General features: G+C 42.5%; 12 protein-coding genes. 7 read left to right on the top strand and 5 right to left on the bottom strand.

Going from position 1 to position 20,786, the window contains the following annotated elements:
• Nucleotides 1–80: 80 nt before the first annotated feature.
• The 5 genes from bamC (at nt 81) to RUW00_RS03255 (ending at nt 13,233) form a co-directional block, all read left to right on the top strand.
• Complete coding sequence (bamC, locus tag RUW00_RS03275) at nt 81–7,934, top strand: bacillomycin D non-ribosomal peptide synthetase BamC (protein WP_315956488.1); 7,854 nt, start codon at nt 81–83, stop codon at nt 7,932–7,934.
• A gap of 170 nt (nt 7,935–8,104) precedes the next feature.
• Nucleotides 8,105–9,646 (top strand): glycoside hydrolase family 43 protein, encoded by a 1,542-nt coding sequence (locus tag RUW00_RS03270; RefSeq protein WP_280145441.1) that lies wholly within the window; start codon nt 8,105–8,107, stop codon nt 9,644–9,646.
• Nucleotides 9,647–9,707: 61 nt separating this feature from the next.
• Nucleotides 9,708–10,979, top strand: a complete 1,272-nt coding sequence (xynC, locus tag RUW00_RS03265) for a glucuronoarabinoxylan endo-1,4-beta-xylanase XynC (RefSeq protein ID WP_061862250.1) — start codon at nt 9,708–9,710, stop codon at nt 10,977–10,979.
• Nucleotides 10,980–11,122: 143 nt separating this feature from the next.
• Nucleotides 11,123–11,830: a response regulator transcription factor gene (locus tag RUW00_RS03260; RefSeq protein WP_280145132.1), complete on the top strand. Its 708-nt coding sequence runs from the start codon at nt 11,123–11,125 to the stop codon at nt 11,828–11,830.
• 2 nt (nt 11,831–11,832) lie between these two features.
• Complete coding sequence (locus tag RUW00_RS03255; protein ID WP_063636651.1) at nt 11,833–13,233, top strand: sensor histidine kinase; 1,401 nt, start codon at nt 11,833–11,835, stop codon at nt 13,231–13,233.
• Nucleotides 13,234–13,284: 51 nt separating this feature from the next.
• On the opposite strand, the gene RUW00_RS03250 is transcribed toward RUW00_RS03255, so the two are convergent.
• Entirely contained in the window at nt 13,285–13,596 is a 312-nt protein-coding gene (locus tag RUW00_RS03250) for a magnetosome magnetite crystal formation protein family (protein WP_017417895.1), read from the bottom strand.
• Nucleotides 13,597–14,059: 463 nt separating this feature from the next.
• Here RUW00_RS03250 and RUW00_RS03245 point away from each other — a divergent pair, with 463 nt between their 5' ends.
• Nucleotides 14,060–15,559 (top strand): cellulase family glycosylhydrolase, encoded by a 1,500-nt coding sequence (locus RUW00_RS03245; RefSeq protein ID WP_280145131.1) that lies wholly within the window; start codon nt 14,060–14,062, stop codon nt 15,557–15,559.
• A 244-nt stretch (nt 15,560–15,803) separates the two neighbouring features.
• Complete coding sequence (locus tag RUW00_RS03240; RefSeq protein WP_280145130.1) at nt 15,804–16,940, top strand: alpha/beta hydrolase; 1,137 nt, start codon at nt 15,804–15,806, stop codon at nt 16,938–16,940.
• Between the two features lie 229 nt (nt 16,941–17,169).
• Here RUW00_RS03240 and RUW00_RS03235 read toward each other — a convergent pair whose 3' ends face one another.
• The 4 genes from RUW00_RS03235 to RUW00_RS03220 form a co-directional block, all read right to left on the bottom strand.
• The gene (locus RUW00_RS03235) at nt 17,170–17,400 is read right to left on the bottom strand and encodes a hypothetical protein (RefSeq protein WP_095272209.1); all 231 of its coding nucleotides are present in this window, start codon (nt 17,398–17,400) and stop codon (nt 17,170–17,172) included.
• A gap of 303 nt (nt 17,401–17,703) precedes the next feature.
• On the bottom strand, nt 17,704–17,913 hold the full coding sequence (locus tag RUW00_RS03230; protein WP_029973839.1) for a bacteriocin-like WGxF protein: 210 nt from the start codon (nt 17,911–17,913) through the stop codon (nt 17,704–17,706).
• A gap of 13 nt (nt 17,914–17,926) precedes the next feature.
• A complete protein-coding gene (locus RUW00_RS03225) occupies nt 17,927–18,547 on the bottom strand; it encodes an ATP-binding cassette domain-containing protein (protein ID WP_280145129.1) in 621 nt (206 codons plus the stop codon).
• Nucleotides 18,544–20,709, bottom strand: a complete 2,166-nt coding sequence (locus tag RUW00_RS03220) for a DUF1430 domain-containing protein (protein ID WP_280145128.1) — start codon at nt 20,707–20,709, stop codon at nt 18,544–18,546. Before RUW00_RS03220 ends, RUW00_RS03225 begins: the two co-directional genes overlap by 4 nt.
• Nucleotides 20,710–20,786: the final 77 nt, after the last annotated feature.

The following is a 20,786-nucleotide window of genomic DNA, read 5'->3' as shown; positions in this document are numbered from 1 at the left end:
CGGCCGGTACCGGCTGTCCCCGGCATGGTGTTTTTACGGGGACAGCCATCAGCCGGCTAAAACTTACTGGAGGGATATTAATGTCAGAATTTAAGCAACAGGAGTTGTTCTGGAGCAGCATGTTCGATGCGGAAGATCGTCCCAGTGCAATCCCTTCGTTTCAAATGTCGGACTCAACAATAGAGCACGATGTGTCGAGTGCACCCAACCGTATTCACAGTTCATTGAGCTCCGATGTATCCCTGCGCATCATGAAGATGACGAATAAATCGCCAATGGCCGTTTATATGGTTCTCCTGGTCGGAATCGAGTGTCTTTTATACAAATATACGGGGGAAGAGGGCGTTATTGTAGGTGTTCCGACCTTTGAAGACGAAACCGATGAAGACCTTCGTTTAGATCAAGTCATGTTAATCAAACAAAACATAAATGCGGACGGCACATTTAAATCCATATTTAATGAATTCAAGCATACGCTGAACGGAGCCATCTTACATCAGCACGTTCCTTTCGATAAAATGGCCGGTCCATTAAATCTGAACTACGATTCAAATCATTTGCCAATGATCCACACGATCGTATCACTAGATCAGCTTCACCCCATTCGTTTTATAGAAACGGCCGCTGCTGATACGTTATTTCAGTTTTCCATAGAAAATGATTCGATTCATTTAAAGTTAACTTATAATGAACAAGCTTATGATCGTCAGTATATGATGCAAGTGATCGAACATGTAAACCGGATTTTTTCGATCTTGTTATTCCAACCCGACCTTATGATCCGCCAGCTTAATATTCTGTCAGACTCAGAGACAAATCAACTCATCGCCTATAATCAAACGGCTGCAGAGTATCCAAGAGAAAAAACGATTCATCAATTTTTGGAGGAACAAGCGGGACGTACCCCTGATCAAACGGCTGTTGTCTACGAGGATAGCCGTCTGACGTACCGTGAATTGAATGAAAGGTCGAATCAACTCGCTCGGACACTGCAATCTGAAGGCGTGCAGCCGGATCAGCCGGTCGGGATTATGGCCGAACGCTCCCTGGATATGATTGTAGGGATCTTCGGGATCTTGAAAGCCGGCGGGGCGTATGTACCGATTGACCCGGGCTATCCCGAGGAACGGGTTCGATACATATTGGAGGATTCGGATACGAAGTTGTTACTCGTGCAGAATCAATCGCAAGAGAGAGTACCTTTTACGGGAAAAGTGCTGGATATGAAAGATCCGCAAAACTTTTGTGAAGACGGGTCGAATGTAGAGCCGGCTGCTGGTCCGGATCATCTGGCCTATGTTATTTATACATCGGGTTCAACGGGCAAGCCGAAAGGGGTTATGGTTGAGCACCGGTCGGTCATCAATCGGCTGGTGTGGATGCAGGAAAAATACCCTCTCGATGAGCGGGATGCGATTCTGCAAAAAACTGCGATCACCTTTGATGTATCAGTGTGGGAACTGTTCTGGTGGACGATGGCAGGTTCTAAACTGGTGCTGCTGCCAAGCGGAGGAGAAAAGAATCCCGAGCTGATTTTAGATACAATTGCACAAAAAGGTGTCAGCACAATGCATTTTGTACCGGCGATGCTGCATGCCTTCCTGGAATCCATGGATCAGAAGCCAAGCGGGATGTTGAAACAAAAATTAGCGTCATTAAGACATGTGTTTGCAAGCGGGGAGGCTTTGAAGCCTGTACATGTCGCAGGCTTCAAACGCATCATCACGTCGGTGAGCCAGGCTCAAATCATCAACTTGTACGGACCGACTGAGGCAACAATTGATGTATCATACTTTGATTGCCAGACGGAAGAAACGTATGCATCGATTCCGATAGGCAAACCGATTTCCAACATTCAATTGTATATATTACACGCTGATTTGGAACATATGCAGCCGATCGGTGTGGCGGGAGAACTGTGCATAGCGGGCGATGGGCTTGCAAGGGGCTACTTGAATCGTCCCGAACTGACGGCCGAGAAGTTTGTAAACCATCCGATTGCAGCAGGAGAACGGATATACCGGACGGGAGACTTGGCAAGATGGCTGCCGGACGGCAATATCGAGTATTTGGGCCGGATTGATCACCAGGTGAAAATCCGCGGTTACCGCATTGAAATCGGCGAAGTCGAAGGCGCTTTTTTTCAGCTGCCGGCGATCAAAGAAGCCATCGTTATCGCCCGGGAAATCGATGGGGAAACATCCTTGTGCGCCTATTATACCGCACAACATGCTTTAACTGCAGGCGAACTCCGTGAAGAGCTGTCCCGGCAGCTTCCATCCTATATGATACCTGCGTATTTCGTTCAGCTGGAAGAGATGCCGCTTACTTTCAACGGGAAAATAGACCGTAAATCCCTTCCTTCTCCAAGAGAGAATCTTACAGGCATGAACTATGAAGCTCCTCGAACAGAACTGGAAAAAATACTGGCCGCGGTGTGGGAGTCGGTCTTAGGCTTAGAACGGGTCGGAATCTCAGATCATTTCTTCGAATTGGGGGGCGATTCCATTAAGTCGATTCAAGTGTCCTCAAGATTATACCAAGCCGGGTATAAGTTTGAAATCAAACACTTGTTTAAATACCCAACGATCTCCGAGCTTGTTCCATACGTAGAGCCGGTAACCCGAATCGCAGAACAAGGAGAAATTAAAGGCCGGGCGCTGCTGACACCGATTCAGCATTGGTTTTTTGACCAGAAATACCCGGAATTACACCATTATAATCAAGCGGTTATGCTTTATTGGAAAGAGGGACTGGATGAATCAAAGCTTCGGGACGTCATGAAGAAGATTACAGAGCATCACGATGCTTTGCGCATGGTCTATGTTCCGACAGAAGATGGATATGAAGCCCGAAATCGGGGGATCGAAGAAGGTGATCTGTTCAGCCTTGAAGTGATCTCATTAGGCGAAGAAAAAAATGTGTCCCAGACGATAGAAACCATTTCCAATGAGATTCAGCAATCCATTCATTTAGCCGAAGGACCGCTCATGAAACTGGGATTGTTCCGGTGTCAAGAGGGAGATCATTTGCTGATTGCGGTTCATCATCTGGTCATCGACGGCGTATCGTGGAGGATTTTACTTGAGGATATAGCGGCAGCTTATGAGCAGCTCCAAAACGGCGAAGCGATCCGGCTTCCGAAGAAAACGGACTCTTACCTGTTATGGGCTGAACAGTTGAATCGTTATGCAGAAAGTCAGGAATTCGAAGCGGAAAATCAATACTGGTTCAGACAGAAACATAATCCGCAGCATACATTGCCAAAGGACAATGAACAGGAGACCGGTCTGGCCAAAGACCGGGAAACGGTCATCGTTCAATGGACCGTTGAGGAAACCGAACGTTTATTAAAAAACGCTCACCGGGCTTATTCGACCGATATGAACGATTTATTACTGACCGGTCTGGGAATTGCTATTCATCGTTGGACCGGACATGAAGACATTCTCATTGATCTTGAAGGACACGGCAGAGAGCCTATCATTCCGGATCTCGATATTTCGCGTACGGTGGGATGGTTCACAAGCCTATATCCGGTTTCGCTTCAAATCAAAGCTGATCAGGATATCCCGCAGCGGATTAAAACAGTGAAAGAAAATTTGCGTCAGATCCCCCAAAAAGGAATAGGTTACGGCCTGATCAAATATTTGTCCGATCACCCGAAGGCACATGAATGGACCGGACATCCGGAAATACGTTTCAATTATTTGGGTCAATTTGATCAAGATGTCCGGAACGGCAAGATGGAGGTATCCCCTTACTCAAGCGGGAAAACAGCCAATCGTCCCTTGACCTATACACTTGATATCAACGGCATGATTTCAGACGGCCGATTGTCGCTGGCCATCAGCTATTGCGGTAAACAATATCAGAGAGAAACAATGGAAGCCTGTGCCGATCTCTTAAAAAACAGCCTGCAGCAAGTCATCGCACATTGTGATGCTCAAGATCAAATTCACCTGACGCCAAGCGACATTTCGTTAAAAGGTATAACGATCGGTGAATTGGATCAATTTGTGCAGCAAACGAGTCATCTCGGTGACATTGAAAATATATACCCATTAACCCCGATGCAGAAAGGAATGTTGTTCCACAGCTTGATCGATTCGGCTTCCGAAGCTTACTTTGAACAAGCCGCTTTTGATCTGAAAGGATTCTTGGATATCGATGCATTCAGGATGAGTTTGGCGCATCTGGCCGAAAAATATGACATTCTTCGGACTCTTTTTTATACAGAATGGAAAGATCAGCCTTTACAGATTGTATTCCGGCAAAAGCCGATTGAAACGGCCGTTGAAGATATTCGCAGCATGAACAGTCATCAGCGCAGCGAGTTTATTGCCGATTTTGCAAGAAGAGATAAGGCGCGGGGATTCAATCTCACCCGGGATGCTTTAATGCGCGTATCGATCCTGCGGACAGAGGAAGACCAAGCGCGATTGATATGGAGCTTTCATCATATTTTAATGGACGGCTGGTGTTTGCCTCTTGTTACGAAAGAAGTGTTTGAAACCTATTATGCGATACTCGAGCAAAGGCAGCCGAAGCGGGGAGCCGTCACTCCATACAGCCGATATATCGAATGGCTGGATCAACAAGACCACAAGCAGGCGTCAGCCTATTGGCGTAACTATTTAGAAGGTTATGAAGGGCAGACTGTTTTGTTACAAGAACAATCTTCCGGCCAGGCGAAAGGATACGAAAAAGGTGAGCATGAGTTTCGTTTAGGAAAGCGGCTCACAGACGAAATAAAACGGGCCGCAAGCCGCCAGCAAGTCACCGTCAATACATGGATACAAACCGCATGGGGCTTATTGCTGCAAAGATACAACGGGAGTCAGGATGTCGTCTTCGGCACGGTCGTATCCGGCAGACCGGCAGAAATTCCGGGAATTGAAACCATGGTCGGTTTATTTATCAATACCATTCCCGTACGTATTCATACGCAGCCTGAAATGACAGCTGCACAAGTATTGAAAATGAATCAGGAGCGGGCACTGGCTTCTCAAAAATATGATACATTTCCGCTGTATGACATTCAGGCTCAAACTGAGCAAAAGCAGCAGTTGATCAATCATATTATGGTATTTGAGAATTACCCGGTTGAGAAACAAATAGAACATATGAAGCAGGATGACAACGCATTAGACATTCTCGATTTTCATATGGAAGAACATACTCATTACGATTTTACTTTTATCGTGATGCCGGATGGAGAAATTGACATTCGTTTTGTATACAATCGCGATGTTTTTGATCAAGCAAGTGTCGAACGGATGCAGACGCATTTCATGCAAATCATGAAGCAAATGGCGGACGATCAGGAAATTCGCGTTCAAGACCTTGATATCGTAACAGCGGATGAACGTTCGCTCCTGATAGATAAGTTCAACGATACGGCGGCGGAGTATCCAAAGGAAAAGACGATTCATCAATTGTTTGAAGAACAAGCGGAGCGAACGCCGGAGCACGTGGCGATTGTTTTTGAAGATAAGAAGCTGACGTATCGGGTAGTAAATGAACGCGCCAATCAGCTGGCCCGAACCTTGGTTGCCAAAGGACTTCAGGCCGAGGATCTTGTCGGCATTATGGCGGAACGTTCACCGGAGATGGTGATAGGCATCCTTGCTATTTTGAAAGCCGGGGGCGTTTATGTACCGATCGATCCGGATTATCCGAAAGAACGCATCCATTATATGCTTGAGGATTCTAACGTCTCTATCTTATTATTGCAGCATCATCTTCTGGAAGATACCGATTATCAAAGTCATACTGTCTTCCTTGACGATCCGTCATCATACGGCGCCGAAGCATCTAATCTCAATCTGAACGTGATGCCAAATCAATTAGCCTACGTTATTTATACATCAGGAACAACGGGGAATCCGAAAGGCACGCTCATTGAACATAAAAACGTGGTTCGTCTGTTATTTAACAACAAAAATGTTTTTGATTTTAACGCATCGGACACTTGGACTTTGTTTCATTCCTTCTGCTTTGATTTTTCAGTATGGGAAATGTACGGAGCGCTGCTGTATGGGGGCAAATTAGTGATTGTTCCGAAACAAATAGCAAAAAACCCGGAAAGGTATTTGCAATTGTTAAAATCGGAAGCTGTGACCATTTTAAATCAAACGCCGAGTTATTTCTATCAACTGATGCAGGAGGAGAGAGAAGATCCCGAATCCAATTTAAACATCCGAAAAATCATATTTGGCGGAGAGGCGTTAAATCCATCCTTCTTGAAAGACTGGAAGCTTAAATATCCTTTAACCCAATTAATCAATATGTACGGCATCACCGAAACCACCGTTCATGTCACATATAAAGAAATCACGGAACGAGAAATCGACGAGGGCAGAAGCAACATCGGACAACCTATTCCTACTCTGCAAGCGTATATTTTGGACGAATATCAGCGCATTCAGGTAATGGGCATACCGGGCGAGCTCTATGTGGCAGGAGAGGGACTGGCCAGAGGATATTTGAACCGCCCGGAATTAACGGCTGAGAAATTTGTTGAACACCCGTTTGCCGCAGGCGAAAAAATGTACAAAACGGGAGATGTCGCCCGGTGGCTGCCTGACGGCAATATCGAGTATTTGGGAAGAATTGATCATCAGGTGAAAATCCGGGGCTACCGGATTGAAATTGGCGAGGTCGAAGCGGCTCTATTGCAACTGGAATCTGTCAAAGAAACGGTCGTCATCGCAATTGAAGAAGAGGGCTCAAAGCAGCTGTGCGCCTACTTGTCAGGAGACGATTCATTAAATACGGCGCAGCTGAAGCGTCATTTACTGAACAAACTGCCCGCTTATATGATACCGGCTTACTTTGTACAAATGGAGAAGATGCCGATAACCGCAAATGGAAAAATCGATCGAAAAGCTTTGCCGGCTCCTGAGGGAAATAGACTCACCGGAACCGAATACGAAGCGCCCGGAACGTTAATTGAAAAGCAGCTGGCCAAGATATGGAAGAACATTTTAGCACTCAGTGACCCGGGAATTAAAGATAACTTCTTTGACGTTGGCGGCCATTCGCTCAAAGTATTGCAAGTTATTCATCAAATCAACGACCGTATGGGAATCAAAATGCATTATCAAGCCGTATACGATTTTCCTACCATCGAAACAATGGCACGCGCCATTCAAGCGGCAGTTTTCGAGTCCAAGACGGATAACGTATTCGTCAAGATGAATCAGAACGGTTCAATCCCTGTGTTCTGTTTCCCGCCTTTAATCGGGTACGGGCTGGTCTATAATGAAATGGCGAAAAGACTTGACGGCCGCTGCACCGTCTATGCCGCTGATTTCCTAGAAGAGCCGTCTTACGAGCAAGAGATCGTTGACCGGTATGCAGAAAGCATGATAGGCATTCAGGAACAAGGGCCCTTTGTTTTACTCGGTTACTCCTCGGGATCGAATTTGGCTTTTGAGGTCGCCAAAGCCTTGGAGAAGCGCGGACGCATCGTATCGGACATTATAATGCTTGATTCTAAAAGAGCCGTTTCGGTGAATTATTTTTCGGAAGAGGAAACCGAAGAGATCATTCATCGGAATCTGGATATCATTCCGGATTATTATAGAGAATTATTAACCATTCCTTCCATTAAGGATAAAATCAGAAGCTATCTCACATATCACAATAAACTGATCAATTCCGGCGCGGTGAACGCCAACATTCATCATTTTCTATGCGGCGAGTTGACCGATAGAGGATGGAAGCAATCAACCGCACAGCATTACCTTGAGTACAAATTAAAAGGAGACCATGTGACGATCTTTGACCCTCACAATATCGAAGAAAATACCGATGCAATTCGATCTATTATCAAAAGGATTGAAGAACGGCATCATCACGGACTTGTTCTTGAAGAACAACTGTCAATAGGATCGTTTGCTGGCGACACGAAGTTTGACAAAATGTAAATGATCCAGGGCAAAATGCCGCTGACTGCAATCAGCGGCATTTTTCATAAAAGAGGGTCAGATATTTGCAGCGTTTTCACTCTAAAAATCATTCATTTTACACATTCTTCATGACCTGTTGTTATCATATTTTTTAAAAACCTAATATGCGGAAACAGGAGGATGTTAAGCTGATGAAAAAGTGCAGCGTATGTTTATTGATTCTTGCTTTATTATTGAGCTGTTTACCTGGGGAATATGCGAATGCGGTAAGCACTCCAATTGCAAAACATGCCGGGAATTCAAATCCGCTTATCGACCATCATCTGGGCGCAGATCCGTTTGCGCTGACCTATAACGGAAGAGTCTATATCTATATGTCAAGCGATGACTATGAATATAATAGCGACGGCACGATTAAGGATAATTCATTTGCCAATTTGAATAAAATATCCGTCATATCTTCAGCGGATATGGTGAACTGGACAGATCACGGAACGATTCCCGCAGCGGGTGCCAATGGGGCGAATGGCGGCCGGGGGATTGCCAAATGGGCAGGAGCATCATGGGCCCCGTCAGCCGCGGTGAAAAAGATCAATGGTAAGGATAAATTTTTCCTTTATTTCGCAAACGGCGGCGGCGGAGGTATCGGGGTTCTCACCGCAGACAGCCCGACCGGCCCATGGACAGATCCGATCGGAAAAGCGCTGGTAACGCCAAATACGCCAGGAATGTCCGGTGTTGTATGGCTTTTTGATCCGGCAGTATTCGTAGATGATGACGGTACCGGTTACCTATATGCCGGCGGAGGCGTTCCGGGCGGTTCAAATCCCGCACAGGGGCAATGGGCCAATCCTAAAACGGCAAGAGTCATGAAATTAGGGCCTGATATGACGAGTGTTGCCGGAAGTGCGTCTACGATTGATGCGCCTTTTATGTTTGAAGATTCGGGAATGCATAAGTATAACGGAAAATATTACTATTCCTATTGTATCAATTTCGGGGGCGCGCACCCGGCCGATAAACCTCCAGGTGAGATCGGCTATATGACCAGCTCAAGTCCTATGGATTCTTTTTCGTATAGAGGGCACTTTCTGAAAAATCCGGGAGCATTTTTCGGAGGCGGCGGGAACAATCACCATGCTGTTTTCAATTTTAAAAACGAGTGGTATGTGGTGTATCATACTCAAACTGTCAGCTCCGCTCTTTACGGGGCCGGCAAAGGATACCGTTCTCCCCATATTAATAAGCTTGTGCATAATCCAGATGGCTCCCTGCAAGAGGTAGCGGCAAATTTTGCAGGTGTCAAACAGCTATCCAACTTGAATCCGTATCACCGGGTAGAAGCGGAAACGTTTGCCTGGAACGGACGGATTTTGACAGAGGCATCCTCAGCACCCGGCGGGCCGGTCAATAATCAACATGTCACAAACATTCATAACGGAGACTGGATTGCTGTTGGAAATGCAGACTTCGGGTCAGGCGGTGCCAAGACGTTCAAAGCAAATGTAGCGTCCGCTCTTGGCGGAAAAATAGAAGTGCGGCTAGACAGTGCAAACGGTAAGCTTGTCGGAACCTTGAATGTCCCTTCGACAGGCGGAACGCAATCCTGGAGAGAAATAGAAACTGCGGTAAGCGGCGCATCCGGTGTTCACAACGTATTCTTTGTATTTACCGGAACTGGTACAGGAAACTTGTTTAATGTTGATTACTGGCAGTTTACACAAAGATAAGCAAAGGGAGACAAAAGTACGTTTTCTATGTCCATAAACGACATATGAAGGAGAGGGAAAAATGATGTCGAGCGTAAAAAAAACAATTTGTGCATTATTGGTATGTTTCACAATGCTGTCCGTCATGCTCTTAGGACCGGGAGTTACTGAAGTTTCAGCAGCAAGTGATGCAACAGTTAATATATCTGCAGAAAGACAAGTGATTCGCGGTTTTGGAGGAATGAACCACCCGGCTTGGATTGGAGACTTGACTGCAGCCCAACGGGAGACCGCTTTTGGCAATGGACAGAATCAGTTAGGTTTTTCGGTCTTAAGAATTCATGTAGATGAAAATAGAAACAATTGGTACAAGGAAGTGGAGACTGCAAAGAGTGCGATCAAACATGGAGCAATCGTTTTTGCTTCCCCTTGGAATCCGCCGAACGATATGGTTGAGACTTTCAATCATAATGGTGACACATCAGCTAAGCGGCTGAGATACGATAAGTACGCCGCATACGCGCAGCATCTTAACGATTTCGTTAATTTCATGAAGAGTAATGGTGTGAATCTGTATGCGATTTCTATGCAAAACGAACCTGATTACGCTCACGAATGGACATGGTGGACGCCCCAAGAAATCCTGCGTTTCATGAGAGAGAATGCCGGTTCGATTAATGCCCGTGTGATTGCGCCAGAATCATTTCAATACCTGAAAAATATATCGGACCCCATTTTGAACGATCCGCAGGCGCTTAGGAATATGGATATCCTCGGAACCCACCTGTACGGCACTCAGGTCAGTCAGTTTCCTTATCCTCTTTTCAAACAAAAAGGAGGAGGGAAAGAGCTATGGATGACGGAGGTATACTATCCGAATAGTGACAACAATTCAGCGGATCGCTGGCCTGAAGCTTTAGGTGTTTCAGAGCATATTCATCATTCAATGGTAGAGGGAGATTTTCAAGCTTATGTGTGGTGGTACATCCGCAGATCATACGGCCCTATGAAAGAAGATGGGATGATCAGCAAACGCGGATACAATATGGCTCATTTCTCAAAATTTGTGCGCCCTGGCTATGTAAGGATTGATGCAACGAAAAATCCTGAACCGAATGTTTACGTGTCAGCCTATAAAGGAGACAATAAAGTCGTGATTGTTGCCATTAATAAAAATAACACAGGGGTCAACCAAAACTTTGTGCTGCAGAATGGAACTGCTTCGCAAGTATCCAGATGGATCACGAGCAGCAGCAGCAATCTTCAACCTGGAACGGATCTCAAAGTAACGGACAATCATTTTTGGGCCCATCTTCCGGCTCAAAGCGTGACAACATTTGTTGTAAAGCGTTAAAGGCATCAGCATCGCAATAAGCCAATTTTCTTACTCGAAAAAGAAAATTGGCTTATTTTCTGTGGGAGAGAAGTGTTGATTTTTTTAACGATACACGGACATTGGGTATAATAATGACAATGACTTCAAGGAGTGATCAATATATGTCACGGCTTCACAGCAAAGTATTAATCATAGACGATGAAAAAGAAATTTTGGAACTGATCAAAACCGTATTAATAAGAGAAGGCATTGATCGCGTAGTGACCGCTTCGACTGCCCGTGACGGATTGGCTCAATTTCATCAAGAAAATCCCGATCTGGTGATATTGGATATCATGCTGCCAGACGGTGAAGGCTATGATATCTGCAAGCAAATAAGAGACATTTCAAACGTTCCTATTATCTTTTTGTCTGCAAAGGGGGAGGAAACGGATAAAATTGTAGGACTTGCCATCGGCGGGGACGACTACATTACAAAACCCTTCAGCCCTAAGGAAGTTGCATATCGAGTCAAAGCGCAGCTGAGACGGGTCTCTTACTTACAGCCTTCTCAAACCGGAACCGTGATAAAAAAAGGGCCATTTGAATTAAACCAACAACAAGCCGAGCTCACCAAAAATGGAGCGGCTATTGAGTTAACACCTAAAGAACTTATGCTTATGACCTATTTTCTGCAGCATCCCAATCGGGTGATCAGTAAAGAAACACTCTATCAAGCTGTATGGGGAGAAGATTTCTTCGGTTCTGACAACACGGTGATGGTTCATATACGCAGGCTCCGTGAGAAAATAGAAAACACCCCATCAAAACCAGACTTTCTCGTCACTGTGAAAGGTTTAGGCTACAAATTTGTTGTAAAGGATGCGTAAGGATGAATTGGCGATTAACAGGCAGATACATGGTATCTGTCATCATAGTGACCATCATTACAGTCTTCATTAATTTATTTATTTTTATGTTTTGGCTCGTTTTCCAGGCGAACAGCCAACATGACGAAGAAAGTACACCGGAAACTTTCACAAGATCATTCCGGCAATATGTCACGTTATCGAACAATGGTATCACAGTAAACAAAGAGGGCCAAAAAGCTTTAAAAGAGCAGAATGCATGGATTCAAATATTAGATGAAAACGGACAGGATGTTTATCATGATAGAGAACCTAAAGGACTGAAGAAAAAATATACGCCTATTGAAATTGTAAATTTACATAAATATAAGGATGAACAATTATTATCAACCATTTACGCCGGCGGAAAAAAAGTGAACGGCAAGGAGTACAGTTATTTTATAGGGTTTAAAAATCCTTCTCTCGGAAAGTATGTCCTCTCATATGATACCAAGGAATTTGTGACGAAGTTCAATGCAGGGACCATCATATTATTATCAATAGATGCATTGATCGCGTTACTCATCGGCTATCTATTCAGCCGGCAGCTCACAAAACCGCTCGGCCGTGTCATTCAAGGAATCCAGCGGTTAGCTAATGGAGATTATACGATCAAAATGAAATCCAAAGGCATTTATAAAGATGTCTTCTATAATGTCAATCATTTATCGGAACAACTATCTTCAAGCAAAAAAGAAAAAGATAAATTAGAGCAAATGCGTGAAGAGTGGATCAGTCATATTTCTCATGACATTAAAACACCATTAGCATCTATTCAAGGCTATGCAGAAATCATCCAAGATCCGAATTACCATCTCACAGTCGAACAGATCAGAGAGTACGCTCAGATCATTGAGAGTAAATCCCTCTATATGAAAGATGTGATGGAAGATTTAAATTTAACGACAAGGCTGAAAAACAACGATGTGATGTTACATACAGAGCGGGTAAACCTTGTATCGCTGCTGCGGGAAACGTTAATTGATATGTTAAACGATTCTAGATATGCGGATAAGTCCATTGAGCTTCAAACGAACCTGGAAAAGCTGATGCTGAATCTTGATGCGATATTGATTCGGAGAGCGGTCACGAATCTCATTTTAAATGCCCTCGTTCACAATGATCCTGATGTGAAGATCGTTGTACGGCTTCAACAAAAAGAACGGACTCATGTGATAATTAAGGACAATGGCAAAGGGATAGAAGAAGAGGAGCTGGAAAAAGTGTTTGATCGCTATTACAGGGGGACAAATACAGGAACGACGCATGCAGGCTCTGGTCTTGGAATGGCCATAGCAAAGGATATTATCCAAAAGCACGGAGGGGACATCACCATTCACAGCACCGCGGGAGAAGGGACAACGATAGATATACAATTATCATAATGGCTATACAAAAAAAACGGTTCTGCTGATTAATAACAGAACCGTTTTTTCCTATTGCTCCGAAAATACTTTGATTCCTTTGACAATGTTCCAAATGAAAAAATAGATCGCCACAAGGAATGTAACAGCATACGTCGCAAGCAGGAAAGGCCCGGCGTGCCTGATGTCATTCATACCAAGTAAACCTGAAGCGATGATGCCAATTCCAAAAATCAAATAAGGAATCAGATGCGTCCACAAAGATTTTTTCGCATGATATTTCACATCGTCCTGACCTAAGAAATAGACGATAATCGGAAACAGAAACGGCGCAAAAAATATACTGAAGTAACATAATGAAGACAAAATTTTATTTTCTCTCAAACCTTTTCACCTCTATGATTTATTGAAGGGGGAATTCTTCTGGCTGAATCCCTCACTGAAGTACAATCTTATTGTACAACTCCAACCTTAACCCGTATTAATCCAAACCTTACATCAACCTTACATTAACAAGGACGGGCAAGGGCTCGTCTTCTTACAGCAATCATAAGATTCAATGCCATATTGAGACTCATCACATTCAGCGTGTCTACGTTGGAAATACATTTAATTTTTCGATTCGATTGAAAAATGACGTGTAAAGTCCCGATTCAGTCCGGTTTTCTTTGTTCTATATGTGTCAGGTGTGTCTTATTCAATAGAGATAGAGCAAATTGACAGGCTTTTACACCTCTCAAAAACAAGAAATTAGGTTGATAGACAATCATGAGAAAGATTTTTACAATGAGTTCGAGCTCATAAGAAGTGAAGAGCCAAAATGATGCGAAGGAGGAAAAGATCAGATATGAAACGGTCAATTTCTATTTTTATTACGTGTTTATTGATTGCGGTATTGACAATGGGCGGCTTGCTGCCTTCGCCGGCATCTGCAGCAGGGACAAAAACGCCAGTAGCCAAGAATGGTCAGCTTAGCATAAAAGATACACAACTCGTAAACCGAGACGGCAAAGCGGTACAACTGAAAGGGATCAGTTCACATGGATTGCAATGGTATGGCGATTTCGTCAATAAAGACAGCTTAAAATGGCTGAGAGACGATTGGGGCATCACCGTTTTCCGCGCGGCGATGTATACGGCAGATGGCGGTTATATTGACAACCCGTCCGTGAAAAATAAAGTAAAAGAAGCGGTTGAAGCGGCAAAAGAACTTGGGATATATGTCATCATTGACTGGCATATCTTAAATGACGGCAACCCAAACCAAAATAAAGAGAAGGCAAAAGAATTTTTCAAGGAGATGTCAAGTCTTTACGGAAACACGCCAAACGTCATTTATGAAATTGCAAACGAACCAAACGGTGACGTGAACTGGAAGCGTGATATTAAACCGTATGCAGAAGAAGTGATTTCCGTTATCCGCAAAAATGATCCAGACAACATCATCATTGTCGGAACCGGTACATGGAGCCAGGATGTGAATGATGCTGCAGATGATCAGCTAAAAGATGCAAACGTCATGTACGCGCTTCATTTTTATGCCGGCACACACGGCCAATCTTTACGGGATAAAGCAAACTATGCACTCAGTAAAGGAGCGCCTATTTTCGTGACGGAATGGGGAACAAGCGATGCGTCTGGAAATGGCGGTGTATTCCTTGACCAATCGCGGGAATGGCTGAATTATCTCGACAGCAAGAACATCAGCTGGGTGAACTGGAATCTTTCTGATAAGCAGGAATCATCCTCGGCTTTAAAGCCGGGAGCATCTAAAACAGGCGGCTGGCCGCTTACAGATTTAACTGCTTCAGGAACATTCGCAAGAGAAAACATTCGCGGTACCAAAGGTTCGACGAAGGACGGCCCTGAAACGCCAGCACAAGATAACCCCACACAGGAAAAAGGCGTTTCTGTACAATACAAAGCAGGGTATGGGCGTGTGAACAGCAATCAAATCCGCCCGCAGCTTCACATGAAAAATAACGGGAATACCAAGGTTGATTTAAAAGGTGTCACTGCCCGTTACTGGTATAACACGAAAAACAAAGGCCAAAACTTTGACTGTGACTACACGCAGATTGGATGCGGCAATCTGACCCACAAATTTGTGACGCTGCATAAACCTAAGCAAGATGCAGATACCTATCTGGAACTGGGGTTTAAAACAGGAACGCTGTCACCGGGAGCAAGCACAGGGAATATTCAGCTTCGTCTTCACAATGATGACTGGAGCAATTATGCACAAAGCGACGATTATTCCTTTTTCCAATCAAATACATTTAAAACAACGAAAAAAATCACATTATATCATCAAGGAAAACTGATTTGGGGAACAGAACCCAATTAGTAAGCTTTAGGCGGACATCAGCAACGATGTCCGCTTTTATCATCTTAAACAGCAATACAAGGAGGTTTACGTGGCGGATGAAACTCTGAAACAGCATATGGGCCTGTACAAATGTTGTTAGCAATCTCAAGAAAGCCAAGGAGTAGATGTGATTCACTGAACATATGATGTAATGAAAAGCGTTTGTAGCGCAATGTATGTATTTCACATCCGCCACTTTTATTACGTAAGGGGGAACAAGAGAATGAAAAAGTATGACGCATTTCCAGAGCCAATTGGCGGCTATACTGTCGGCCGAACCCAGATGGATTTTGAGTACACGGCATCAGATCATACAAAAAGAGAACTGACGGTGTTTGTGTACTATCCGTCCGACAGCAGCGAAGGGAAGGCTACATCAACGTACATGTTTCCTGAAGTCTGCGAAATGCTTGATGAGCAGCCGCTTCTCACTGCGTTGAAGGATGCTTACTCTATAGATATCAAGACCCAATGTTACGACGACCTTGCTCTCTCCGGGAAGGAAAAGCGCTATCCGGTGTTATTCTATGTTTGCGGCGGGGGCGGTTCTCCAGAATGGGGTACAGTGATCTGTACAGACTTGGCAAGCATGGGATATGTTGTGGTAAGCATCGGCCATCAGAATAGCACGATGTATAAGCGTAAAGATGGGCGAATGTTTAATGTATCAAAGGATTTTTCGGATGTCATTATGGCGTTTTCTGAAGATCCGGAGATGATGGCTTTGGCTGGTAAGATGGAGATGCGGCCCGACGATGAAACTGCCATTGAGATGTGCCAAAACGTGCTTACACTTCCGATACTTGACAAGTTAACAGAGTATAGTGAATTACAGGCAGAAGAAGTAAAGTATGTAGCCGATTATCTTGTCAAACTGGACTCTGGAGAGCTTAATTCCATCTTTAAGGGCAGATTGTTGCTTGACATCGGCATGGGCATAGTCGGACATTCTTATGGAGGGCCTACGACGGCGATTGTTTGCCGGGACGACGAACGGTTCACCTGCGGGATTGGCTTGGATAGCGGTGCGTTCGGCCTTCAGGGCAGCGACCTTAAGAAACCCTTTTTGCTGCTGTTTTCTGAACCTAACTACAACATGAATGCGATCATTGGCGCTAACAATAGCATGGATACCTATTATTTCTCTGTTGATCGTGCTGCGCATTTAGATTACTGCGACATCGTGTTTACCAGTGTGAATGAGGAACTTAGAGGCGAACGGGATGCCATGGAGATGCGAAATCTTGTTACAGACTATACGAAGAACTTTTTTGATCATTACATACTGCAGAAGGCTGCAAGTGTGGAAAGTCTAGCATACGATGGCGTGGACTTGATCAAGAAGACCAGCAACAAGTGACATAACCGATTAAAATACTCAAACTGAAAAACCTTTATGACCAATTTAATTTATTAAGGACGTAGAGGTTTTTTAATATTACACTACAAAAAGGGAATGCTGTTAGAATAGATCTACTTTTATATTCTCTTCACAATTCCTAGTTTACATAATATATATTCTAGGAAGTTAAATCTTTAATGAAAATTCTGTCTCGTTATCTTAAGTATACTTAGTTGATGAGACAGAATTAAAAAATAGGATGTATTACGATAGTTTTGCCATTGGATAATCTTGTGTACACATAAACCCAATTTTCACCGTCTCTTTTGAAGTAATCAAAATCGTAAGCATTCGGATATTTATCTCTTACCCAAATTAATCCTGGCAGAGTCTCCGCCATTGCTGGTGATCCAGATACTAGTATGGCGCCGACAAGTGCTGTAGCTCCTACTATCTTTTTGAGTTTACTTTTTAACATTTTTATTGCCCCCCTTTTGATTTGTTGCCTGCTGCTAACTCACTTAGCAGGTAATATGATTTTATCACCTTGCAAAGAGGAAATTTGTCATATTTTGTATATAGAACTGTTATGTTCGGAAAAAATACAAAATTATGTTAATTATTTTCCCATTCTTGAATTCTGAAACTTTTCGGAGGGCTTCTGATAGCGATCCTCTTTGCAAATGTGCTTACATAAAAAAACCGGCGTGTTGGCCGGTCCTTTCTTCTAGACAACATGTACCCTTCTTGATTACTTCGTGAGGAAGCATTAAAGCCTTTATTAAGCCTCGTAATTTCTGCTGTTTGATCCTAAATTCCTAAAGAGTAAAGAAGAAAGCAGAGCTAACACAAAATAAACAACAACGAATCCACCCCAGAAGATTATTGCTTGATCAAAAGGTAAGCCAAACATTCTAAAGATTACTCTGTGAACGATTCCTGTAATAATAATCAGGACACTTGTAGACAGTGCAAAAGTAATATGTTTCATTTAGAACCTCTCCTTATGAAAGATTGATCACTCTATCCGAACCATTGGCGATTTCTTGATCATGAGTAACACAAATAATCGTTTTCCCCATACCTTTTAACTGATGGAACAAAGACAAAATAATGCTTTTGTTATATTTGTCTAAGTTTCCTGTCGGTTCATCAGCCAGAATAATATCACAAGGCTTCAAAATAATTCTTGCGATAGCCACACGCTGCTGCTCTCCGCCACTCAGTTGATAAACCTTTTTCTTTAAAAAGCTTTTATCCAGGCCAACCATTTCTAAAGCTTCTGTCAACTTTTCTTTCTTAAAGTCTTTTGCATAAGCCGTCGAAAGCTGTAAATTTGTTAATACTGTTTCATTGTCCATAAGCACGTAATTTTGAAAGATATACGCTAAGTTCTCTCTCCGTAGTTTCATCACGTCGTTAGATTTAGGGTTTCGAAAGCCTAAAATTTCAATATCTCCTGAGTGTGGAGTATCAAGAAGACCTATGATATTTAGAAGGGTTGTCTTTCCTGAACCACTCTTACCAACAATTGAAACAAATTCATTTTCTTTTATCTGAAGAGAGAAATTCGAAAGAACAGGTTTTTCATCAAACGTCTTTGATATGTTGTTGAGTGTAATCATATTCTATCTCCTTTTAAGATCCTATTCATGTTTTTCCTGTTCAAATAGACACTCAGAAAATAAAGAATAAGCAGCTCGATTACAATAAACAGCGCGATGAAAATTGTTAATTCAAAGATTTTGTAATAAATACTGCATCCTAAACCTATAAGGCAATTGGTTAAAAGGGAAAAGATGATTAAATTTTTATTTCTGGCCCAATATGAATATCCAAAAAGCTCTTTAAGGTACAGCCGATATGCATTTGCGCTGTAATACGACCAAATATAAGCAACAAGAAAGGCTATGGAGAGGATAACTGTTATTGTTAGTCCAATTAAATTCTGCAAGAATTGATTCTGAATTCTTGCTATACCGTCGCTTAGCTCTTGATAGACCGAAATTGATGAATCAATTAGATCTCTCGTATTGGTCTTCTCCAAATAAGGAACTATGCGGTCATACGCCATGCCTTTTGAAGAATCTGAAAAGAATAAACATGAGGTTGAGTAAGCACCTATAACAGATGGATCAACGTTGTCCGTGAAAATTGCAGCTATTGGATCAACAATGTTATTTTTATTGCCGGCATCACCAAGCTCACTATTAAAGGTGAAATACTCCTGCCTATTTTTAGTATAAATGATGTTGATTTTCAATTCATCTTTTTTAATGGTGTTTAATGGTTGCTTCATCTCCTTGTTATACATATTATCTAATTCAACTTTATCAAAGAAAAAGTGATCCCTATATGCTTCTATGATGTCTTCTTTATATTTTGCATACTTTTGTGGCACAAGCAGGTTCAATGTATTTGAATCAACCCTTAATTGCTTTTGGCTTATGGCTTCCCCATTAGCGCTGATAATGGGATTCACCTTTAAATAATTAGGGCTGATTGTAATGCTTCGTCCAGAAGGAGAGTAAATTTCATTTTTCTTTGTCGTATTTAAGGTGTAAAAATAAACAGGTTTTTTTCCATCTTTCCTTAGTACAGCATAGTTATGTGCATCAATGACGAACGCGTTCTTATGCTTCTCTAATTGATGATACAACGCGCGAACTCTAACATTTTTCTCCCTGTCTAATTTTAAATCACTATAGTCTATCCCGGTATATGCAAAGCTTGTTTTATAAGTGTTTTGTGTCTTTTTCCAGTACGATTGATTATCAAGCTGCTGTTTGAGATCGAATACGTTAGAAAGTGAAAACGCAACAATATTGAAAAGCAATATCGTGATAACAATTTTAAAGCCTACAGATAACCATTGGAATTTTTTAATCGGTGTGCTGCCTTTGATCGAGCCACTAATGTCGCTGTTGTTATACAAGACGAGGGTAACCATGATGGTGTATACCATCATGATAAGCGCGCCAATCACCGCGTTTCTAATGTAAATTCTAAGATATACAGCCAACCAGTCATTTAAACTGAAAGAAAAGGCTAGCAAAGCCACAATAATTGCGCCGCAAAATATGATTATAATTAGAGGCTTCAAAAACATTGCTGGGTAAGAAAGCAGTGTTTTAACCTTGGAATACCCCCATAACTTTTGCAGCAGAAGCCGCTTGCGATTTTTAATTACAAAATAAAGGATGCCAATAAACAAAATCAGCATAGAAAGCAACACTAGCATAAGCAAAGTTTTGTTAAACATAAAAGCAGTATTCTCAGTGATGTCCTCATAACTTACTTCACCATAGTCAGCAAAAAGATTTTGTGCTTTTTCCAATACCTTTTCATCGTTAGACGAAATATAAAATTTGCTTCCTATGCCTATATTCTTTATTTGATTGAAATCAAAATATCTGATTTTCCATGTCGAAAGTGGAAAGGTAATGCTGCCGATCATCTTCTGCTCTGAATGGCCTCTTAGAAAATTTGACACAAGTTTATTGCCGTTATGTATTGATGGTTCATTTTCAGGGCTAGTAGAATAGATGTTTAAGCTCTTTTCATCCAAGAAATTGTATTGAGAAATGTTCACTTTGTTTTCTTTGGAGAAGGCGACCAATCTCTTTATAAAGTCCTCACTTTTAATTTCTGAGGTATAAACGATTATCAATGCTTCTTTATTGGAGAATAAAGTGTAATAGATTTGTTTGTTAAGAGTGTAATGATAGCTTGACATATTCATTGAGAGCAAAACCAGAATGAACAATAAATAAATCGTTTTCTTCATTGGACAGCCTCCATAAAAAGAAATCCGGTGCTGTCTTGTATTCAAGTTTGACCACACCGGAAGAAAAATTTAAAAAT

It is taken from the genome of Bacillus sp. IS1 (assembly GCF_032461585.1).
GTDB lineage: Bacteria > Bacillota > Bacilli > Bacillales > Bacillaceae > Bacillus > Bacillus velezensis.
Note: the sequence above shows the minus strand (reverse complement) of the source record. Positions and strands in the feature narration are given on the sequence as shown.